Below are 20,292 nucleotides of genomic sequence, written 5' to 3'. Positions count from 1 at the left end.
AGGATCCCTTCAAACGTCATCCGATGCTCGGATTTATTATAAACTCGGCCGGTATTTTTCATTATTTGTAGTAGCTTTTCCCACCGTTTATCTGTTAGCATTGTTCTTGGCATGATGAATCGAGTTAGGGTTGTTTTTTGCAGAATTATTATAACTCACATCATGCCGTCTAAAAAATAATCACGAAAGATCAACACGCCCTAATAACTTATTTATTTTATTGTGATTAAAGGTTAGCTTTTAAATTCACAATTTCAGCCTTTAAGCATGAAATTTTTATTTTTAATAAGGAAACGATAAAATGGGATTGATGAATAAAGTAGTGGAAGTATTTCCAACTCGCCCTTTAAAAGTTATGAAACTAAAGCAAGAAGGCATATTACATCAAATAAAAACAATATTTGCGATAATATTTTGCTTTGCATTAGCTATGTTTATGGCCCTGAATCATTATCCTGGATTAATTGATGATTATAAAATATCACGGAATCCAGTTGTGGTTGACTATCATGCAGAAGTAAAATGTAATACAAGACGTATTATTGAGAATTGTTCAGTGAAAATTACCACTAATACAGGACAAGTTATTAAGCGAGCTCTCCCTGGTGGAATAAGCAAAAATAATCAAGTTGTAACTGTGGCTTCTGCCGATGATCCTTCACTAGTAACAATCAATTTAGCTATTGATAATATGCTGAGGGTATTTGTGATTACGACTGTTCTTACTCTTTTATTTATGTTGCCTGTATGGATGGGTTTAGTAACTATCTTAAGAATACATAAAATGAGAAAAGTTATCAATGAAATCAATGGACAAAGATTAACTCTTGCTATTGTTCCGATTAAATTAACATCTTATGGTAAAACAATAACTGCTATATATCATGCAAAAAATGCACAAGGTGTAGATGTTAAATGTGTAGCCGTTTTTAATAAAGACTCAAACGGTGGACCAATTATTATAGGTGATATGACTAAAAATAAATGTAATGTCTTGGCCATAATCGGGAAAAATAATCCTGTTCCTATTATTCTTGATCAAAACTTTACGCGTTGTGATTTTACTGATAATGAAATTCAAGCATTAAAAACAGTTCTTATCAATAGTAGTGAATTCAGGTTAAGTCTAAATATTCACATGTTATAAATAGAGCGATAGCATCGCCCTATTTTTTAGGGCTTATGATATGTATTGCAACTTATTTCTCTTTTAAGACAAAATAAACAAACTGCACTTATTAATGGCTTGCTAGATAAACCTTAAATTTTGTCGTTTGGGCAATCACTTCAACGCTTTTAAATGTTTCATCTAAAATAGTTTGATACGGTAAAAATGAATTTGCCACAATGCACAAATAACCATTTAATTTTAGGTGTTTTTTCGCCTCTTTAATTAACGCATTAACGGCTGTGTAATTTGTCTCTTTGCCATCATGAAAAGGTGGATTCGAAACAATAAGATGATATTTATCATTTAGATTTGAAAAAACGTCACTCGCCACAACTGTGGCATTAACATGATTACGGTTTAACGTGGCTTTACTTGATTCAATTGCTGAACTGCTTACATCAGATAACGTTAATGTAGTAATATCAGGGTATAATTTACCTAGCACCGTGGATAAGATGCCTGAACCACATCCCACATCTAATACATTACCCTTAATAATATCAGCATGATCCATCAATGCATTTAAGAGTAATTCGCTGCCAGCATCTAACCCTTTTTGGCTAAAAACACCGGGTAAACTTTTGATTTCAATATTTTGATTTTCAATAGTTAAATGATAACTTAACCACCATTCATCAAGATTAAAGGCTAAACGGCTATCCGCCTGAAAATGATATAAACCACAACGCCTTGCACTATCGATTTTTTGAATTGTACCAAAATCACTCAATAAAGCTTCCACGCTTTTTACACCTGTTCTATTTTCACCGATGATAAAAATATCACTGCCTTTTGGCATATTATGCAATAAATAAGAAAGTTGAAATTGCGCTTCGCTTTTTGTTTTTGGCCAATAGTAAATTAGCGTATCCATACCGGCATAGAGTTCTGCTTCTGGCAACAATGAAAAATAGGTATACTTGCCACGAACACTATTTTTTAAACGCAAATAAGTATGAAATTGTGTGCAATGAATCTTAACTTGATTTGCTTCCATGATAGCGGGATAACTGTCTTGAATATCACCAGCGATGATCACATTTTTATCGTTAAATAATGTTTGATGACGCTCAATTACTTGACTTGCTGGAGTAAAAGCAGATGTTGCCATATTTCCTCAATGAAAAAACTTTATAATTTGATGAGATGATTATACAATTAACTACCCTTAATCTCTAATAAAAAACAGTAAGTCAATAATGGCGCAACAAGATTGGTATCTAAAACAATGCAATATAACGCAATATGTTTTGCGTAACACGCATGTCTTTAAAGGTGAAATCGCACCCCATATCAGTGATAAGATCCGATTAATTGTTGTTGCCAAAGCGCAACCAACCCAAAAAATCTATTGGGATATATTAAATGCAATTAGCCTTACTCAAGATCAGGTGTTAGTATTAACACCATCCCAACTCATCGTACCAGCAAATGATATTAGGACTGTGATTTGGTTTATTGATGTTAAGCCCGAAGAATCTTGGCAAAATCCATTAACCATTCAAACAACTAGCTTAGATCAACTTGCAAAAACACCAAAACAAAAACGCTTACTGTGGCAACAATTATGTCAATATGAAAACTATTTCCACCCTGACCGAACATGATTTAACAAAAGCCTTTGAATTAGAACAGATCTGTCATGCTATTCCTTGGTCAAAACAGACATTCTTTTCAAACCAAGGCGATCGTTATTTAAATTTTAAAATAGCCGTTGATAACCAAATCATCGGATTTTGCATTTGCCAACATGCCTTTGATGAAGCAAATCTATTTAATATTGTAATACACCCCCATTTTAGAAAACAGGGACTAGCAAAAGCTTTGCTCAACCATTTGATAGATAAATTAATAACCATAAAATCGCCCTGCCCGATTTCAACACTTTGGCTCGAAGTCAGACAATCAAATAGCCCTGCAATCGAGTTATACCATGCGCTGGGGTTTAATCAAATAACGGTTCGAAAAAATTATTATCCAACAACTGAAGGTAAACAAGAAGATGCGATTATCATGGCTTATACGTTAGCATTGTAATTAACCAATCAGGTAAACCAAAAAAGGAAAGCCAATGTCACAAAATAAAGCCTTACTCTTTGTCAATGGTGAGCCGCCATTGCATGACTTTTGCAATTTAGAAAAGTACACCTATATCGCTTGTACAGATGGCGCTTACCATAATTATCTGTCAGCATTGTCAATCGAGCCTGATTTTATTATTGGAGATTTAGACAGCTATCAGGTTAACAAAACAATTCCGCCTGAAACCGAAATCATTCACACTCCAGACCAAAATAAGACTGATTTTGAAAAGGCTATTTTATTTTTAGCCAGTAAAGGAATAACAGAATTTGATGTTTATGGTGCTTGTGGTCGTGCTAGCGATCACTTTTTGGGAAATATTTCTGTTGCAATGAAATATTATCATCAATATCGAATCACTTTTTACGATAATTATTGCCATTTCTTTTTTTCCAAGCCTTATTTAGAAATTACTAATGTAAAAGATCATATCATTTCACTCATGCCGCTTTCCAAAGTAACGGGGTTAACCATCACCGGCTTCCAGTATCCTTTGATTGACAAAACTCTATTCTTAGGTGGCAGTGTTAGTTTAAGAAACAAAGCAATTAGCAATTTGGTTAAAATATCTTTTAAAAACGGAGATTTAATGATTTTTATTGAAAATTTATAGGATGTTAATTGACACGAGCGTTTACATTACTTTACAATAGGTTTACAAAACAATAAGTATAATTATTGAACAAAGGATTTTCACATGCTTCTAAAAAAACTTTCTGTGCTTTTGTGTGCAGCTTTATTTTCTTGTATAACTTTTGCACAAACCAACAATAAGAAGAGTGAAACTGATAAGGTAATCGATACATTTTTTCAATGTAACAATCAGTTTTTTGAGCAACTTGCTATCCATCAAGAATCAATAAGTCAATATGTTGACTTAATGACAACACCCGATAACGTAACTTATATTCCTGTTGAATCTATTCAACAAAATGATAAGAATAAAGTCCTGTTTAAAAAACCACTTAAGTATCGTGGCTTAGAAATTACTGGTTATCAAAATATCTATATTCCAACTTCATTATCTGGTCACTTTTTATACTGGGGGTTCATCTTTAATAATACTGAAGATGAAATTAAAGCCACTTTAAATAATATTAATTGGTTGCCATACAACACTGATATTTATATAGCAAACGCAAAAATTTATGATCGCCAATTGAAATCGCCAGAATGGCAAAATGATCCTTATGCTATTGATGGTGTTATTCCAAGACTCGGCACGATGAATAAGTCACTTTATTTAGAACTTTCTACCAATAATAAAAGTAGTGTTTTTTGTTCTATTCAAGGTGATTTGGATAAAGAGACGCTTCTTGCAACTCGCCCTGATCTAAAACCAATCATTGAAAAACAAGAAGCCGAACGTCAAGAACAGATTAAAGCCTACAAAGAGAAAAAGCAAAAAGAAAAACAAGTACAACAATCTCAACCACAAGCTAACCCTACAGAAGCGGCTTTAACACATGGAGATAATATTTAATGAAAAAACTTAGTTTATTCTTAATCCTTTTTTCTTTTGCAACATTTAGTCATGCAGTTGTAGAACAAGCTAATGTTGACGCTAAAACGAATACCAATACAGCAGTAGAGAGTTTAAAAGATCCTAGAGTAGGTGAACAATTTATTCCAACGTCTAAATCAAAAGAAGATAATACTGTTGGTTATTCTTTTTTAGATAGGAATTCAATTAAGCTTCATCCTTTCAATGCCAAAATTCGTATGTTTAAAGAAGTGACAAATTATAGCCCAGCATTAGTGCAAAAAAATGATGATAGTACTGTAACGCCCTATCACGCCATTGAAATTGATTATTATGCCAATTGTGACAAAATGGAGTTAGCGAAAGGTGTACTTAGAACAATCGAAAACAACTTTGGTGATGGAAAATTAGTTAATACCATTCAAATGCCAAACCGCTGGTTAGCGGTGAGCCAAGACCAAGAACAATATAAGCTACTTGTTATTGCTTGTTCTTTGCCTCTTGCAAATGAATAATTAAGTCAATACTTATTTAACTCTTGCCACCTTGCTGTGGCAGAGTATATCCATTTATGCTAATATCACGCCATTATTTACCTGAATGATTACACCTTTATGAATATCAAACAATTCCATACGCTTGCTGATCAGTTATTTAATAAAATCGAGCTGTTTTTGGATGGTTATGCAGATGAGCATGACATCGATTTAGATTATGAAACAAACGGCAATGTCATCACAGTTAGTTTTCCCAATAGCAGTAAGATTATTGTTAATACCCAAGAACCACTATTTCAAGTTTGGCTAGCCACTCGCAATCAAGGGTATCATTTTGATTATGCGAATAATAATTGGATTTGCAATCGAACCAACAAGTCGTTCGACCAAATTTTTTCTGAGGCTGTAAAAGAACAAGCTGATCAATAATATATACAAAAGCGGGAATTAATTTAACACTTAATTCCCATTTAATCACATAATTAACCAATCTTATTCAAAAGAAAAACCTACAATAAAGTTAGGTTTGCCAGTTTAACTACCAACCATTTAATGCCTTCATTAACAAAAGCAATTTGTGCTCGTTTGTGATCGCCTTCGCCATCAAGGTTGACTATAGTTCCTTCACCAAAACGGTTATGTAATACTTTACGACCTAATTTATAACCATCACATTGAGGCTTTTTCTTAGGATAAGGTTCTTTTTTCTTAGATAGCGTGATATTACCTTGATAACTAATTTCATTTAATTTATCAACAGGTAATTCTGCTAGAAAACGTGACGGTAAATTTCGCTCCTCACGGCCATATAGACGCCTTATCTGAGCTAATGACAATGTTAGGCATTTACGTGCTCTAGTAATACCAACATAAGCAAGACGCCTTTCTTCTTCCATTTTATCGAATTCTTGAGACGATCGTAAGTCTGGAAATATGCCCTCTTCTAACCCAACAATAAATACATTATCAAATTCAAGACCTTTAGCTGAATGCAGTGTCATTAACTGAACTGAATCTTGTTCATTAATCACATCTCGGCTTTCTAGTGAAGTATAAGCCAAAAATGATTCTAAAACTGTCAAAGTTTTACCTGTTATACTATCTTGAATAACTGTGTTTTCATTAGCACGATAGAACTGCTCAGCGGCTGATACTAATTCTTCAAGATTCTCTAACCTTGCTTGCCCTTTAATACCAGGTTCTTGCTCATACATCTGCAATACACCAGATAATTTAATAATGGCATCAAGCTGCTTGTAAAATGGTTGCTCCCCAACTTCATTATAGATAGATTCCATCAATTCCAAAAAGCGACTAATACCTGAGCACTGTCTTTCAGTCAATGCATTGCTTTGAATTAGCATTAAGCATGCATTCCATAACGAAATATTATGTTGCTTTGCTGTCAACCTAACTTTATCTAGCGTGATATTACCAACACCTCGAGTTGGAGTATTGATTGTAGCTTCAAACGCCATGTCATTATTGTGATCATGCAATAGTCGCAAATAGGCAAGCGCTAATTTAACTTCTTGTCTTTCATAAAAACGAATGGAGCCATAAATTTGGTAAGGTAATCCTGCTTGTAATAATGTATCTTCAAGTAGGCGCGATTGTAGATTATTGCGGTACAAAATAGCGCAATCTGCAAACTTTTCACCTTCTTGATGGCATTTTTTTATTTGACTCACAACAAATCTTGCTTCGTCGATATCATTAAAACCAATATAAAGCGAAATTTTTTCACCCTCGCCTCTATCAGTCCATAGATTCTTACCCAATCGATTTCGGTTTTGCGCTATCAAGCTATTCGCTACATCTAAAATATTACCTGTTGAACGGTAATTTTGCTCTAAACGAATAATTTCTGTTTCAGGATAATCATTGCTAAATAATTGAAGATTATCCGCATTAGCACCGCGCCAACTATAGATAGACTGGTCATCATCACCAACAATCATCACATTAGCTGTATTACCCGCTATTTTTTGCACCAACCGATATTGAATTTTATTAGTATCTTGAAATTCATCAATTAATATATTACTAAAGCGATGATGACAATAAGCTAAAACTTCGTTATCACGGCAAAGCAGTTCATAAGATCTTAGAATTAATTCAGAAAAATCAACATAACCGACTCTATCACAAATGGCTTGATAATCGCGATAAATCGTTTGCCACATGACTTGTTTAGGATCTTCAGGAACAATATCATCCGCACGAAGTCCCTTTTCTTTTTGAGTGGAAATAAAACCAGCACACTGTTTGGCTGACCACTGTTTTTCGTCGATTTTTAGTTCACGAAAAATTCGCTTGATAAGCCGAATTTGATCTTCTGTATCAATAAGTTGAAAATTAGGTGGCAAATTAGCTTGCTCAGAGAACATGCGTAATAAACGATGGGTCAATCCATGAAACGTACCCACCCACATACCATTGAAATAACCCTCACCGACTAATGCTTGAATCCGTTCTTGCATTTCAGCAGCAGCTTTATTGGTAAATGTAACGGCAAAAATAGAACTAGGCGAATAATACTTTTCAAGACAAAGCCAAGCAATACGATGAACTAAAACGCGAGTTTTACCGCTCCCAGCACCGGCAAGAACAATGGTATATTGGTTATCAGTGGTGACAGCATTTTGTTGCTCTGCATTCAGTCCATCTAATAATGTTTTATTAATTTCCATTAAATTCAAACCTATTTTGATAATAGAAAACATTAACCAGCATTAATATTGAGTGTATTATTAATATTTTTATCATATTCCGAGATATTTTGACGACTGTAATCGAACAGAATCTAATGATAAGTTTCTTTAAGTGAAATTTATCAGAATTTAATCTATCTTTATGTAAATTTACTGTCTATTTATACAGAAAAAGAAATAATTATAACAGATTCTCCAATTCTGACAATTGAGTTATTTCTATGTGGGGCAAACATATTGCATTATCAAGGTGTAAAATATCACGATGATAAATATTGATAAAGCAAGCCAAAAAGCCGTTATTAATTGCACCATTGACATCAGTCAATAGATTATCACCCACATGTAAAATATGATGTGATGGAATAGCTAGCTTATCAGAGGCCAAATCAAAAACCTCGGGAAAAGGTTTGGAACGCCCGTGTTCACCACCACGTAATGAAAACTGAAAATAGTTACCCAAACCAATTTGATGAATATCAACGTTACCATTAGTAATCACCGCTAAAGGATATTTAGTTGCCAATTTGGTTAATAGCAAATGAGTTGATTCAGGAACGTTTATCTTGTGTCGCCAAAAATTAAAACAGGTAACAGATTCATCAATCACATCAGCAAATTTTGATACTGGCATATTAGTTTTACTTAATAGCGATTTAATAGTTTGAATTCGCCAAACTATGACATCATGATAAATTTCAGGATAGGATGCCAGTACTGCATACTTTTCAGCAAAAAAGTCGGATATCGTTAAAGTGCATAATTGTTCATGACGTTGAAGCATTTTAACCATTTCTTCTTCCGCTTTTTCAACAATCATACTGTTATCATATAACGTATCATCAAGATCGAATGTGAATGCTTTAATACGATGAATAGACCGATAAAAGTGCATCGTTATTTTCCCCTTTTGGCTCGCGGATGGGCTGAGTCATAAACTTCTGACAGGTGTGAAAAATCTAAATGGGTATAAACTTGGGTCGTTGATAAATCGGCATGACCAAGCAATTCCTGAACTGCACGCAAGTCCCGACTTGATTCAAGCATATGGGTGGCAAATGAATGGCGTAATTTATGTGGATGAACGTGACTACTTAACCCTTGTTTAACACCCCATTGTGCAAATCGTTTTTCAACATTACGAGGTGAAATTCGTTTGCCTAACTTTGAAATAAATAGTGCATCATCTTGCGGTACAAAAAAATCTCGCATGGATAACCAGTGTTTAATCCATTTGATAGACTCCCGACCTAATGGCAGTTTCCGTTCTTTACTACCCTTCCCCATTACGCGAATTTCACCATCGATAAGATTTAATTCTCGACAATTAAGACTAACTAATTCGGACAGACGCAACCCCGAACCATACATGACTTCAAGCATTGCTCTGTCGCGGACTGAAAGCGGATCGTTAGCTTCGATATCAAGCAATTGATTAATTTCGTCAATATCAATATTTTTAGGCAGATGCTGACCTAATTTTGGATTTAATACTCCTCGAGCAGGGTTAGCTGTAAGACGTTCATTTTTTACCATCCAATCACAAAAACTACGCAAAGCCGATAGCCTTAATGACAAGCTTCTTGCTTGTAATCCTTTTTGTTTACTGCGACTAATTAACACTCTTACTGCTGATGAATCTAAATCCTGCCAATTTGAAATTTCACTTTCTTTTGCCAGCGAAATAAGCGCATAAAGCTGACGTCGATAATTGATTTGAGTATTTAAACTGAGCTGCTTTTCTGACTTTAAATAATTCAAAAACTGATCGACAGGCAATGTTAAGGAAGCATTAGCATTTTCGTTAAGCTGAACCATGATATTTCCTTATTTTTTTCGCATAATCCATCGGCTAATTAAAATAGGCAAAATTTCACTCATTTTCTCAAGTAACAATGTACCTTGCCCAGCTTGATAATGTTCTGGATTAGTGCTAGTAAACATTAAAAGCCCTAAATCTCCAAATTGCCCTAATAAAGATAAAGCCACCGACCCAACATAACCATGTTCAGGTAATAAAAAATCAAGTTCAGTTGAATTTAAAGTGCCTAAATATTGTTGAGTATACTGTAAATGTCTAACACGAATAAAATCAAATTGTGATGAATTTAAAGCTAAGTGATGGTAATTTGACGGTGCACTAAGCAGCCATTTATCGTCAAAGAGATATAAATAAGCTCCGCTAAGGCCTAACGATTTTGCCCATGTATTTAATAATACAATCAATTGATTGAGATCCTGCGCTTTAATCAATTCAATTTGTAAATCCATCAGTTGTCTAAACAGCAATTCGTTAGCACTGGCATGTTCCATTAATAATGATATTTCACACTCTAATTGCTTAATTTTGTTACGCTGACGAGCCATATTCCATTCAGGTAACGAAATAATCCCCCGAACGGGGTGGGGCACTCGCATGTACTCAACATACCGCGCATTTCGCATAAAAAAATCAGGGTTATCAATAAGATATTGACTCACAATGTCGTCATTTAATTTTTCCGATGAGGGCTGTTGTTGTATTTGTTTTGCTCTCAACTTTCGTGTATTTTTAGCAACCATAATTAACGTCTATCGTATTATCTTATATTTCTAATGCTTTCTACTTTTGATTGAATCACGCCAAACATAAAAATAAAATAAAATAAAATCAACACCATTATCAGTTTATTTTATGAAGTTTTCTATCAACAAATGTTAGAGCCATACAGTAAAAATATCAAAATTAAATGGCAATAAAGCCATCATACACATGCGTAGCAGGTCCAGTCATATAAAGGGAATGCTTGCCACCTTTCCATTCAATTAATAATTTGCCACCTGGCAAATTAACATTAACGCGTTGGTTTAATAACCCTTGATTAATACCAACTGCTACCGCAGCACAAGCCCCGGTACCACAAGCTTGCGTTTCGCCAACCCCACGTTCAAATACACGCAAATTAATGTTTTCGCGATCAATAATATGCATAAACCCAATATTGGCGCGTTCAGGAAAGCGCTCATGTTGCTCTAATAGTGATCCGAGTGTTGCAACTTCTGCGGTTACAATATCATCAACTTGAATCACACAGTGAGGATTACCCATAGATGCAACACCACATAATATGGTCTGTTCTTGTACGCGAATGATATAAGTTTTTTCTTCTTTAATAGCCTTGAAAGGGATTTTATTGGGTTCGAAAATGGGCTCCCCCATATTCACACGTACTGTATCATCATCATTGACGGTTAATACAATATTACCTCTCATGGTGCTGACTTTTAACACGCGTTTTCGGCTTAATCCTTTTAAACGAACAAAACGTGCAAAACAACGAGCACCATTACCACACTGCTCAACTTCAGAACCATCGGAATTAAAAATACGATAATGAAAATCACTATCGGGTACATAAGGAGGCTCAACAATAAGAAGCTGATCAAACCCGACCCCCGTATACCTATCTGCCATGCGTTTAATCATTTCTGTCGAAAGATGAACATTTTGCGTCACTGCATCAATAACCATAAAATCATTTCCGAGTCCATGCATTTTTGAAAAGTTCATCGTTAGTTTACCTTCTATTGTCAAACATGTTAGTTTGTTATTCTTCTGTTTAGGCTGTTAACCAGCAGCAACTTCAAAAGGAAATGCTATTGTGATTGAGCATTTCGATATAATGTAAATATTATAAAACCACTTCACCGCGCCATAAATCTTCAAAAGATTCACGCTCACGGATTAATTTATGTTGTTGTTCATCAATGAGCATCACTTCGGCAGGCCTTGGATGACTATTGTAATTCGATGCCATACTAAAGCCATAAGCACCAGCGCCACAAATGACCAATAGATCATCTTGGTTAACCGAAAGCTGGCGCTGATAAGCCAGTACATCGCTTGATTCACATATTGGCCCAACAACATTGTATACCAAAGATTCATCGCCAGCTTGTGGTTGTTTTTCGGGCAATATGTTCATCCAAGCATCGTAAAGTGCTGGACGGATCAAGTCATTCATCCCCGCATCAACAATCGCAAAATGGTTACCATCTTGGTGTTTGGTATATTCTACTTTAGTAATTAACACACCTGAATTAGCAACAATAGATCGTCCTGGCTCAAACAAAATTTCAATATCGGGATAATTAGCTAATTTGTTTTTTAACTCAGTAACAAGTTGTGATGCTGCAGGAGGTTGCTCATTATTATAACACACGCCTAAACCACCGCCTAAATCGATATGTTTAATAACAATATTATCCGATTGTAGTTTATCTACTAAGGCGAGTATGCGATCGGCAGCATCAAGAAATGGCGATAGTTGAGTTAACTGTGAACCAATATGGCAATCAATACCAACAATATTAATATTAACCAATGATCGTGCCTTTCGGTAAACATCTAAAGCTAACTCATAGCTAATCCCAAATTTATTTTCGCGTAGACCTGTTGAGATATAAGGATGTGTTTTAGCGTCTACATCGGGATTGATTCTTAATGAAATCGGTGCAGTTTTATTTAATCGTTTGGCAACTTCATCAATTCGGTACAATTCGGCTTCAGATTCAACATTAAAGCATTTAATGCCAACTTCAAGCGCACGTTCAATTTCAACGATTGATTTAGCAACACCAGAAAAAACGATTTTTTTAGGATCGGCACCCGCTTGTAATACTCGCTCTAACTCACCTTGTGAAACAATATCAAAACCAGCCCCCAGTTTTACCAGTAAACTTAAAACAGCTAAATTACTATTAGCTTTAACCGCATAACAAACTAAATGCTTATTATTGATCAAAGCTTGTTCATAGGCTAAAAACTGTTTACTTATGTGAGCAGCCGAATAAACATATAACGGGGTTCCATAGTGCTTAGCAAGAGCGGCTATCGCTATTTGATTGGCAAATAAGCGAGCATGTCGATAATTTAAAAAGTCCATTACCTTACTCCACTATGCATTTTTAATCAATAGATTAGATTGAATTGAGGCAGTTGTTGTTAGTTTGGTTTGTTGCGTTTGTGCCTTTTCAACTGGCTGATAAAGTGGGCCCTTTAATCCACATCCCACTAATGCCAAAGTAACAAAAAAGATAGAGAGTGATTTTATCGTTGATTTCATACAATATCCGCAATTCTTTCCATTTTTTTATAATTCTATCTATATTACACGATAGACATGGCAGTGCAAAGAGTAAATAATCATGTCTAAGCAAACACATATATAAAATTTGTAACTCGTGCAGATAAAAAGATAAATAAAAATATAAACTGCGAGTTAAAGCTTGGTTTTCGTCATTAACCACAAAACTTAATACACGTTAAACTATTTCATGTTAATCTCCACCATTAAATGGCTTGCGAGGAGCTTAACACCCCCAATCACAGCAATGGTATTAATCCTTTAAGGAATAAAAATGATTAAAATGTTAGAAAAAAAGCGGAAAATCTGTTTTGTCACCTATTGCTTTTAATCGTTTTTGAGCGGTGATAATATTGGATTTCCAGTTATCATCATTTGCCCACATTTCGATAACTAGGGGTGCTACATAATTCATGGCATTAAGCGTTTTGAATATAGCAGTAAAATCAACTTCTCCTTCACCTATGATAAGATCTCTAAACTGACCTGGATAATTGGGTTTAACTTTATGAGTGTCCTTTAAGTGAATCTGTACAATATGCTCACAACTTAACATTAATTCGGTGCAAGTATCGTAATTCCATCCTGCGATGTTTCCAACGTCTGGATAAGCCATAAAATAAGGCGAGTTAATTTCTTTTTTTAGAATTTCAAATTTACTTAAGCAGTTAAGATATTGCGTATCCATAATTTCAACCGCCAACATTATGCCAACTCGCTCGGCCTGTTTTGCTGCCCATTTCATTCCTTCAATAAAACGTTGATGTGTTTGCAAATCAGACGGTTCATAATACACATCATATCCAGCAAGCTGAATCACCCTTATACCCAATTTATAAGCAAACGTAATTGCTTTATCCATTATGGCTTTGGCTTCTTTTCTAATATCGCTATTTGCTGATCCAAACGGATATTTACGATGAGCACTAAGACACATAGAATGAAGTGGTATACCAGTCTTTTCGCATAAATGTCTAAGCGAATATATCTCATCATCAGACCAATCTAACCTTGCACGACGCGCATGCGACTCATCGACTGAAATTTCGACAAAATCAAATCCTAATGTTTTAGCTTCATTTAATTTATTTTGCCATGATAGTTCGGTAGGCAATGCTTTTTCATAAATCCCTATACGAGGAGTCGTTTTAGATTGATACATTGTTCTTGATATATCTGTACTTTGCGGCATAGTGACCACCTAATAATAATTAAACAAAAAAGAAAAATGGCCCAATTAACGGCCACATGATGGTAATTACCAATATTGAGTTATTTGTTCTTTTAATGCTTGAGCGGTTTTTTTGCCGTTTTCATTAGCCAAAGCACGCCCCGCAATAAACGCTTTAGTTTTAATACCTGCAAATAGATGTATATCTTCAGGTACAATGCCTCCTGTAATTGACAGTTCTAGCCCTAAATCGGAAAGTTGACGCATTTTAGTTAGGTCATCTTCACCCCAGCCGATACCAGCAAGTTCAGCATCACGTGACCTATGATATATTGCTTGCTTAATGCCTAATTTTCGCCACGCTTTTGCATCATCTAAAGTCCAATGGCCATATAATTCAATTTGAATTTCACCTTTAAATTCATCGGCAACTTTTTTACATGCCTCAACAGTTGCAATATGCGCTGCTGCCGACACGGTTAACCAATTTGCACCAGCAGAAAAAGCCATTTTAGCCAAAATAGCTCCACCATCAGTCGTTTTTAAATCACACACCAAAATATGATTTGGATAGAGTTGTCTTAAACGTTTAACACTTTGCATTCCTGCTCCAAATGCCAAAATAGTACCAATCTCGATGATATCGACAAACCCAGCTACATTTTGAGCAACGTCTAATGCCAGAGTTAACTCGGTTTGATCTAACGCGATTTGTAATTTAGGTGTTGACATGCTTTTCTCCTTATCTCTTTTATTTTTGACCGTAGTAAGCATTCGCACCATGTTTGCGAAAGTAGTGCTTATCGGATAAAGTTTGTTGAATTTTAATTGTTTGATTCAATTGACGGGTTGCCAATGCCATCATGGCGACTTCTTCAAGTACAACGGCGTTATGCACAGCATCAAAGGCGCTTTTACCCCAACAAAATGGCGCATGCCCCGAAATCACCGCTCCCGGCATTGCGACAGGATCAAGCCCACGGTATTTAAATTCTTCAACAATAACTAAGCCGGTGTTTTTTTCGTAATCAGTCGCAATTTCGCTATCGGTTAATTTACGTGTGCAGGGCACATCGCCATAAAAGTAATCTGCATGAGTGGTGCCTAAAGCAGGAATATCTAATTCAGCCTGAGCCCAAATGGTTGCATAACGTGAATGCGTATGCACAATACCACCAATAGCAGGAAATGCTTTATACAGTTCGATATGCGTTGCTGTATCGCTTGAAGGATTTAACTTCCCTTCAACAATGTCGCCCGTTAATGAAACCACCACGATATCGTCAACGGTCATATTGCTATACTCAACGCCAGAAGGCTTAATGGCAATAACGTCTCTAGTGCGATCAATTTCAGAGACATTTCCCCACGTAAAAGTGACTAAATTATATTTTGGTAGCAATAAGTTGGCTTGCAAGACACTTTCTTTTAAAGCTTGATACATAACTCCCTCCCACTTATAGCTTGTTCAATAACGGCATAAACATCTTCTTTTGAGTTACATCGCCTTAATTTGTCAAGATCAATACCCGTTTCGCTATTTTCATCATCTAAGATTTGGGTTACTTCCATTAATCCTTCCATATGCTGATCAGACGTACTGCCAGCAAGCGTAACTAAAACATCAACTGGTTCGTCTTCACCTTCAAAATAGACGGGATTTTTTAAGGTAACTAAAGCAAACGCGGTTCTATTCACTCCGTCTTCAGGTCTAGCATGGGGCATGGCAAAGTTTGGAGCAATAATAATGTAGGGCCCCATTGTCTTAACACAGCTAATAATGGCATCGTAATACGAAGGCTCTATCGCTTTTGATGCAACTAACATATCCGTGCCTAACTTAATAGCTTCTTGCCAAGTTGCAACATCTGCTTTGAGTAAAATCGAGTTATTCTCAATCAGTGATTCTTTTAAGACCATGTTGTACTCCTTTTTTAATTGGAAAAACTATCTAGAAACTACTTGATTAATCAGCTTAATAAGCTCATCGCCAAAGGTTTGTGGATTAAGCATATTTTTAACACCTAACGCATACTGACCGTCATTGACTTCAATTTCATGAATAAGATGCTTTGATGCGACAATAATATCGACATTAGGAAGACGTGATTTGTAATCAGTCACCGCACAAGAGTCCATTTCATTCGGAATACCTTTTTTATTTAAGTAGTTGGCAATTTTCATTTTCATCATCATTGAGGAACCTTGGCCACTACCACAAACAGCCAAAATTCGAACTGTGCGACCATCTCTGGTTGCGATCTCATCCATTTTTTCAACTACAGCTATATTCATATCTTGATATTCGTCATTTATTTCTGATTGTTTTGTTTGCATGGCCTCATCTAAACGTAACTGTTTAGCAGCAAAGAACATATAAAGCACTGCTAATGCTATAAGCACATAGATAAATAAATGCGAAATAGATAAACCTTGTAAAATAGGTGGAAATAATATTGCCCAATCAGCCATTCCCATCCAAGAGTCAATCGGTGTCCCATTTTGTGCAAAAATATAAATGACCCAAGCCGAACCAAATACCTCTATCATGCCCATCACAAAACAAATTTTCATAACGGCTTTCCAACCACCAAAGTGGTTAGCAAAAACACCAATAGTTGCGTTCGAAAAAAACATCGGAATAAAACCAGGAATAATCATAATAGGTGATTTAAAGACGAGTAATAAAGCAATAGCAAAAAATTGTCCTAACGCCCCCCAAATAAAACCAAATACCATGGCATTAGGGGAAAATGCATAAATAGCAGCACAATCAATAGCCAATACAGCATTAGGGATTAATTTTTCAGAAATGCCTTTAAAGGCTTCAGACAGCTCAGCAACAAACATTCGTACACCACTTACAATCACTTGGATAGCCACAGCGAATTTAAGACCAGTTTCAAAAATATAGATTGCCCAATGAGTTGACCCAGCCATGGTTTGCAAATTATCTAAGCCAAACGAAAGTAAAATAATTCCAAAGAAAAAAGTCATAACAATGGTGGTTGCAGCGATACTATCATGAAAAATATGCAACCATTTAGGCAGTTTCAAATTATCAACAGAATCGTTTTTATCACCCAATTTAGGCGCTAATTTAACGGCAATCCATGAACCAAGTTGTTGTTGGTGACCAATTGAGAATCCAGCACCACCGGTGACAGCTTCAGTAGGTTTGAACATCATATTCGAAAAGATACCCCAATAAAGCGCGATAATAACGGCCGAATAGATAATGGTTTCCCACATACTGTAGCCAAAAAGAAAGTAAAATAATGCAATTAAACCAACCTGCTGAAACATAATATGGCCAGTTAACATGATGGTTCGAATACCTGTTATACGGCGAAAAATAACCAGCACGATATTAATAGCCAATGCTAACAATACCGCATAACCAACCCATGAATAGTTTTCATGCATGCCATTTTCAACGGCCACCATTGATGCATAAGTATCAATAATAGATCCTTTAATACCATGATACTCAGCCAGTTTGGCAATAACTGGTTTGAAAGTTGAAACTAACACGCCAGATCCAACTTGCAATAGCATAAAACCAACAATGGTCTTAATGGTACCTTTTAACACCGTTGATATATCTTTACGTAACAGACAATAACCTAGCATTGTCACTAAGCCAAGTAACAAAGGTGCCTTTGTCATAACTTGACTATAAAAAATATAAAATACGTTATACATTACTTCCATATGTTCCTCTCATCAGTTATCGACATTTTTCATTGCTTCAACAATACATCTCGGAGATCAAGTTTTATCAAAATTAAATACTAGCAACATATTCCCCAATCAAAACAAATCACTCAATGATTATTTATGATTATTTTGACAAGGATCACTTTTTCAAATAATTAATAACCATACCTGTGACATGCATCACACTTTAATAAAAAAGAAAGAAAACAAAAATTAAATTAAATATTATCAATACAATAAATAATTAACCAATAAATTTAAATTTAAAATAATTGACATTCATACAAATGAAAATTATCATCATTTTAAATCATATTTAATCAATAAGAATAAAGGGGTTGTAATGAGTGAGTTATCTCGGCATAACGAAATGGTGGCTTTAGTTAATGAAAAAGGTATGGTTAAAGTCTCCGAGTTAATTTCGTATTTCGCTATTTCTCCCGCAACTGCTCGCAGAGATATCACAAAACTGGATCAAGAAGGGCGAGTAAAAAAAGTTCGCAATGGCATTACACGATTAGAAGAAGTAAAACCAATTTGGGCTCCAATTGATAATCATAATACCGACCACTATCACGAAAAAGCGCGCATTGCCATTCGTGCTGCCAAACTGTGCAACAATGAAGAAAACATTGTTATAAACTGCGGATCAACGGCATTTTTACTCGGACGCGAACTGTGTGGTAAAAATGTCTCGATTATTACGAACTACTTTCCATTAGCGTGTTACCTAATTGAACATGACCATGAAAACGTCATTATTATGGGCGGATTATACAATAAAACACAAAATATAATTATTAATCCTATTATTAGCATAACCGATTCCTATGCAGGCAAATGGATGTTTACTAGTGGCAAAACATTAACACCAACTGGTCTTTATAAAAACGAAATATTAGGTGCGGTTGCTGAACAACAAATATTGGAAAAAGTTGAGAATTTAGTTGTTGTTGTCGATAGTTCAAAAATTGATAAAAAAGCCAATTCAGGCATGCTTTTTTGTCCTGTTAATAAAATCGATATTTTAATTACAGGAAAACAAGCAAATAAGGATGTGATTGAATGTATTAAGGAGCAAGGTGTTGAAGTTATTTTAGTTTAACAATTAATTGTAAAAGGAACAAAGTATGAGTAAAGTGAACGAGATTACCCGTGAATCATGGATATTAAATACATTTCCTGAATGGGGAACATGGCTCAATGAAGAAATAGAAACGACAGAAGTTAAACCCAACACATTTACGATGTGGTGGCTTGCTTGTACTGGTATCTGGTTAAAATCAGCTGGCAATACAAATATATCTGTCGATTTTTGGTGTGGAACTGGAAAAAAGACACACGCAAATCCATTAATGAATAAACAACATCAAATGATGCGTATGGGGGGCGTGCGTGAATTACAACCAAATTTAAGAACGAGCCCATTTGTTCTTGACCCTTTTGCAATTAAACAAATTGATGCAGTAATGGCAACTCACGATCATGCTGATCATATTGATGTCAATGTTGCTGCTGCTGTTATTCAAAACTGTTCATCTAGTGTTAAATTTATCGGCCCTAAAGCCTGTGTAGAATTATGGAAAAGTTGGGGGGTACCAGAAGATCGTTGCATTGTTGCCAAAGTGGGCGAAACAATCCAAGTCGGCGATATCACCATTCGGGTATTGGATTCTTTTGATAGAACATCACTAGTTACTCTCCCCAAAGGCGTATCATCAACTGATAAATCTATTTTAGATGGCATGAACGACAGAGCTGTTAACTATCTATTTGAAACATCGGGCGGATCGCTTTATCATTCTGGTGATTCACACTATTCTAATTATTATGCAAAACATGGTAACGATTATAAAATCGATGTTGCATTGCTATCTTACGGCGAAAACCCTCGTGGTGTAACAGATAAAATGACGTCAGCCGATATTTTGCGTGCGGCTGAATCACTCAATACTAAAGTTGTTATTCCATTCCATCATGATATTTGGGCAAACTTCCAAAGCGACCCTCGTGAAATCGAAGTATTATGGCAAATGAAAAAAGATCGCCTAAATTATCAATTTACGCCATTCTTTTGGCAAGTGGGCGGAAGATATACTTATCCAACCGATCAACATAAAATGCATTATCAACATTATCGTGGTTTTAGAGATATTTTTATTGATGAGCCAGAATTACCTTATCGCTCATTCTTATAACTCTGCAATGTTATCTTAACTTTTTAGATATTAACTTCACCATGTGTGGACTGAAAACAACAATGCTTCAGCTCACACATAAATTTATTATCCATAAATAAGTACAACATTTAATTTTAGTAAAAAAATA

22 protein-coding genes and 1 pseudogene are annotated in these 20,292 nt (G+C 35.3%); 9 read left to right on the top strand and 14 right to left on the bottom strand.

Annotated elements, in window-relative coordinates; translation table 11 throughout:
• A pseudogene (locus tag ACYIAM_RS06890) lies at window positions 1-113 on the bottom strand (IS5/IS1182 family transposase); the annotation flags it as partial.
• Window positions 114-301: 188 nt separating this feature from the next.
• Between ACYIAM_RS06890 and ACYIAM_RS06885 the strand changes: the two are divergent.
• Complete coding sequence (locus ACYIAM_RS06885; RefSeq protein WP_483747724.1) at window positions 302-1,147, top strand: hypothetical protein; 846 nt, start codon at window positions 302-304, stop codon at window positions 1,145-1,147.
• Between the two features lie 91 nt (window positions 1,148-1,238).
• Here the strand turns inward: ACYIAM_RS06885 and rsmC are convergent, their stop codons facing one another.
• Window positions 1,239-2,282, bottom strand: coding sequence for a 16S rRNA (guanine(1207)-N(2))-methyltransferase RsmC (gene rsmC / locus ACYIAM_RS06880; RefSeq protein WP_483747723.1), 1,044 nt, complete (start codon window positions 2,280-2,282; stop codon window positions 1,239-1,241).
• An 88-nt stretch (window positions 2,283-2,370) separates the two neighbouring features.
• Here rsmC and ACYIAM_RS06875 point away from each other — a divergent pair, with 88 nt between their 5' ends.
• From ACYIAM_RS06875 to cyaY, 6 genes are all read left to right on the top strand, one after another.
• Window positions 2,371-2,778 (top strand): DNA polymerase III subunit psi, encoded by a 408-nt coding sequence (locus ACYIAM_RS06875; RefSeq protein ID WP_174796291.1) that lies wholly within the window; start codon window positions 2,371-2,373, stop codon window positions 2,776-2,778.
• Window positions 2,747-3,208: a ribosomal protein S18-alanine N-acetyltransferase gene (gene rimI / locus ACYIAM_RS06870; RefSeq protein ID WP_174796290.1), complete on the top strand. Its 462-nt coding sequence runs from the start codon at window positions 2,747-2,749 to the stop codon at window positions 3,206-3,208. The genes ACYIAM_RS06875 and rimI overlap by 32 nt, the downstream gene beginning before the upstream one ends.
• Window positions 3,209-3,242: 34 nt before the next feature.
• On the top strand, window positions 3,243-3,866 hold the full coding sequence (locus tag ACYIAM_RS06865; RefSeq protein WP_483747722.1) for a thiamine diphosphokinase: 624 nt from the start codon (window positions 3,243-3,245) through the stop codon (window positions 3,864-3,866).
• An 84-nt stretch (window positions 3,867-3,950) separates the two neighbouring features.
• Window positions 3,951-4,736 (top strand): hypothetical protein, encoded by a 786-nt coding sequence (locus ACYIAM_RS06860; protein ID WP_483747721.1) that lies wholly within the window; start codon window positions 3,951-3,953, stop codon window positions 4,734-4,736.
• Window positions 4,736-5,251 carry a surface-adhesin E family protein gene (locus ACYIAM_RS06855; protein WP_483747720.1) on the top strand — a complete coding sequence of 172 codons (516 nt, stop codon included), beginning with the start codon at window positions 4,736-4,738 and terminating at the stop codon, window positions 5,249-5,251. Before ACYIAM_RS06860 ends, ACYIAM_RS06855 begins: the two co-directional genes overlap by 1 nt.
• Window positions 5,252-5,350: 99 nt before the next feature.
• Window positions 5,351-5,662 (top strand): iron donor protein CyaY, encoded by a 312-nt coding sequence (gene cyaY / locus ACYIAM_RS06850; protein WP_483747719.1) that lies wholly within the window; start codon window positions 5,351-5,353, stop codon window positions 5,660-5,662.
• A gap of 80 nt (window positions 5,663-5,742) precedes the next feature.
• Here cyaY and uvrD read toward each other — a convergent pair whose 3' ends face one another.
• The 12 genes from uvrD to ACYIAM_RS06790 form a co-directional block, all read right to left on the bottom strand.
• The gene (gene uvrD, locus ACYIAM_RS06845; protein ID WP_483747718.1) at window positions 5,743-7,926 is read right to left on the bottom strand and encodes a DNA helicase II; all 2,184 of its coding nucleotides are present in this window, start codon (window positions 7,924-7,926) and stop codon (window positions 5,743-5,745) included.
• Between the two features lie 202 nt (window positions 7,927-8,128).
• Window positions 8,129-8,842: a 5-amino-6-(5-phospho-D-ribitylamino)uracil phosphatase YigB gene (yigB, locus tag ACYIAM_RS06840; protein WP_174796284.1), complete on the bottom strand. Its 714-nt coding sequence runs from the start codon at window positions 8,840-8,842 to the stop codon at window positions 8,129-8,131.
• 2 nt (window positions 8,843-8,844) lie between these two features.
• Window positions 8,845-9,765 carry a tyrosine recombinase XerC gene (gene xerC, locus ACYIAM_RS06835; RefSeq protein ID WP_174796283.1) on the bottom strand — a complete coding sequence of 307 codons (921 nt, stop codon included), beginning with the start codon at window positions 9,763-9,765 and terminating at the stop codon, window positions 8,845-8,847.
• Window positions 9,766-9,774: 9 nt separating this feature from the next.
• A complete protein-coding gene (locus ACYIAM_RS06830) occupies window positions 9,775-10,509 on the bottom strand; it encodes a DUF484 family protein (RefSeq protein WP_174796282.1) in 735 nt (244 codons plus the stop codon).
• Window positions 10,510-10,672: 163 nt separating this feature from the next.
• Window positions 10,673-11,497 carry a diaminopimelate epimerase gene (dapF, locus tag ACYIAM_RS06825; protein ID WP_174796281.1) on the bottom strand — a complete coding sequence of 275 codons (825 nt, stop codon included), beginning with the start codon at window positions 11,495-11,497 and terminating at the stop codon, window positions 10,673-10,675.
• A 121-nt stretch (window positions 11,498-11,618) separates the two neighbouring features.
• Window positions 11,619-12,872, bottom strand: a complete 1,254-nt coding sequence (gene lysA / locus ACYIAM_RS06820) for a diaminopimelate decarboxylase (RefSeq protein WP_483747717.1) — start codon at window positions 12,870-12,872, stop codon at window positions 11,619-11,621.
• Window positions 12,873-12,884: 12 nt separating this feature from the next.
• Window positions 12,885-13,052 (bottom strand): LPS translocon maturation chaperone LptM, encoded by a 168-nt coding sequence (lptM, locus tag ACYIAM_RS06815; protein ID WP_174796279.1) that lies wholly within the window; start codon window positions 13,050-13,052, stop codon window positions 12,885-12,887.
• A 307-nt stretch (window positions 13,053-13,359) separates the two neighbouring features.
• On the bottom strand, window positions 13,360-14,235 hold the full coding sequence (locus ACYIAM_RS06810) for an L-ribulose-5-phosphate 3-epimerase (protein ID WP_483747728.1): 876 nt from the start codon (window positions 14,233-14,235) through the stop codon (window positions 13,360-13,362).
• 96 nt (window positions 14,236-14,331) lie between these two features.
• A complete protein-coding gene (locus tag ACYIAM_RS06805; RefSeq protein WP_483747716.1) occupies window positions 14,332-14,976 on the bottom strand; it encodes a 3-keto-L-gulonate-6-phosphate decarboxylase UlaD in 645 nt (214 codons plus the stop codon).
• A gap of 19 nt (window positions 14,977-14,995) precedes the next feature.
• On the bottom strand, window positions 14,996-15,688 hold the full coding sequence (locus ACYIAM_RS06800) for an L-ribulose-5-phosphate 4-epimerase (RefSeq protein ID WP_483747715.1): 693 nt from the start codon (window positions 15,686-15,688) through the stop codon (window positions 14,996-14,998).
• Entirely contained in the window at window positions 15,673-16,164 is a 492-nt protein-coding gene (locus ACYIAM_RS06795) for a PTS sugar transporter subunit IIA (RefSeq protein ID WP_483747714.1), read from the bottom strand. Before ACYIAM_RS06795 ends, ACYIAM_RS06800 begins: the two co-directional genes overlap by 16 nt.
• Window positions 16,165-16,191: 27 nt before the next feature.
• Window positions 16,192-17,913 carry a PTS ascorbate-specific subunit IIBC gene (locus tag ACYIAM_RS06790; protein ID WP_483747727.1) on the bottom strand — a complete coding sequence of 574 codons (1,722 nt, stop codon included), beginning with the start codon at window positions 17,911-17,913 and terminating at the stop codon, window positions 16,192-16,194.
• A gap of 394 nt (window positions 17,914-18,307) precedes the next feature.
• Here ACYIAM_RS06790 and ulaR point away from each other — a divergent pair, with 394 nt between their 5' ends.
• A complete protein-coding gene (gene ulaR, locus ACYIAM_RS06785; RefSeq protein ID WP_174796274.1) occupies window positions 18,308-19,069 on the top strand; it encodes an HTH-type transcriptional regulator UlaR in 762 nt (253 codons plus the stop codon).
• A gap of 25 nt (window positions 19,070-19,094) precedes the next feature.
• Window positions 19,095-20,162, top strand: a complete 1,068-nt coding sequence (ulaG, locus tag ACYIAM_RS06780; RefSeq protein ID WP_483747713.1) for an L-ascorbate 6-phosphate lactonase — start codon at window positions 19,095-19,097, stop codon at window positions 20,160-20,162.
• Window positions 20,163-20,292: the final 130 nt, after the last annotated feature.

The organism is Gilliamella sp. X-60, from assembly GCF_057063585.1.
This window is presented reverse-complemented; position numbering and strand designations above follow the sequence as displayed.

Bases quoted from the DNA above. Each gene is read 5' to 3' on its own strand.
- rimI (WP_174796290.1), top strand. From the start codon at position 2,747: ATGAAAACTATTTCCACCCTGACCGAACATGATTTAACAAAAGCCTTT.
- ACYIAM_RS06795 (WP_483747714.1), bottom strand. From the start codon at position 16,164: ATGGTCTTAAAAGAATCACTGATTGAGAATAACTCGATTTTACTCAAA.
- lptM (WP_174796279.1), bottom strand. From the start codon at position 13,052: ATGAAATCAACGATAAAATCACTCTCTATCTTTTTTGTTACTTTGGCA.
- lysA (WP_483747717.1), bottom strand. From the start codon at position 12,872: ATGGACTTTTTAAATTATCGACATGCTCGCTTATTTGCCAATCAAATA.
- ACYIAM_RS06800 (WP_483747715.1), bottom strand. From the start codon at position 15,688: ATGTATCAAGCTTTAAAAGAAAGTGTCTTGCAAGCCAACTTATTGCTA.
- ulaG (WP_483747713.1), top strand. From the start codon at position 19,095: ATGAGTAAAGTGAACGAGATTACCCGTGAATCATGGATATTAAATACA.
- uvrD (WP_483747718.1), bottom strand. From the start codon at position 7,926: ATGGAAATTAATAAAACATTATTAGATGGACTGAATGCAGAGCAACAA.
- ACYIAM_RS06885 (WP_483747724.1), top strand. From the start codon at position 302: ATGGGATTGATGAATAAAGTAGTGGAAGTATTTCCAACTCGCCCTTTA.
- ACYIAM_RS06855 (WP_483747720.1), top strand. From the start codon at position 4,736: ATGAAAAAACTTAGTTTATTCTTAATCCTTTTTTCTTTTGCAACATTT.
- yigB (WP_174796284.1), bottom strand. From the start codon at position 8,842: ATGCACTTTTATCGGTCTATTCATCGTATTAAAGCATTCACATTCGAT.
- rsmC (WP_483747723.1), bottom strand. From the start codon at position 2,282: ATGGCAACATCTGCTTTTACTCCAGCAAGTCAAGTAATTGAGCGTCAT.
- xerC (WP_174796283.1), bottom strand. From the start codon at position 9,765: ATGGTTCAGCTTAACGAAAATGCTAATGCTTCCTTAACATTGCCTGTC.
- dapF (WP_174796281.1), bottom strand. From the start codon at position 11,497: ATGAACTTTTCAAAAATGCATGGACTCGGAAATGATTTTATGGTTATT.
- ACYIAM_RS06865 (WP_483747722.1), top strand. From the start codon at position 3,243: ATGTCACAAAATAAAGCCTTACTCTTTGTCAATGGTGAGCCGCCATTG.
- ACYIAM_RS06805 (WP_483747716.1), bottom strand. From the start codon at position 14,976: ATGTCAACACCTAAATTACAAATCGCGTTAGATCAAACCGAGTTAACT.
- ACYIAM_RS06875 (WP_174796291.1), top strand. From the start codon at position 2,371: ATGGCGCAACAAGATTGGTATCTAAAACAATGCAATATAACGCAATAT.
- ACYIAM_RS06790 (WP_483747727.1), bottom strand. From the start codon at position 17,913: ATGACAAAGGCACCTTTGTTACTTGGCTTAGTGACAATGCTAGGTTAT.
- ACYIAM_RS06860 (WP_483747721.1), top strand. From the start codon at position 3,951: ATGCTTCTAAAAAAACTTTCTGTGCTTTTGTGTGCAGCTTTATTTTCT.
- ACYIAM_RS06830 (WP_174796282.1), bottom strand. From the start codon at position 10,509: ATGGTTGCTAAAAATACACGAAAGTTGAGAGCAAAACAAATACAACAA.
- cyaY (WP_483747719.1), top strand. From the start codon at position 5,351: ATGAATATCAAACAATTCCATACGCTTGCTGATCAGTTATTTAATAAA.
- ACYIAM_RS06810 (WP_483747728.1), bottom strand. From the start codon at position 14,235: ATGTATCAATCTAAAACGACTCCTCGTATAGGGATTTATGAAAAAGCA.
- ulaR (WP_174796274.1), top strand. From the start codon at position 18,308: ATGAGTGAGTTATCTCGGCATAACGAAATGGTGGCTTTAGTTAATGAA.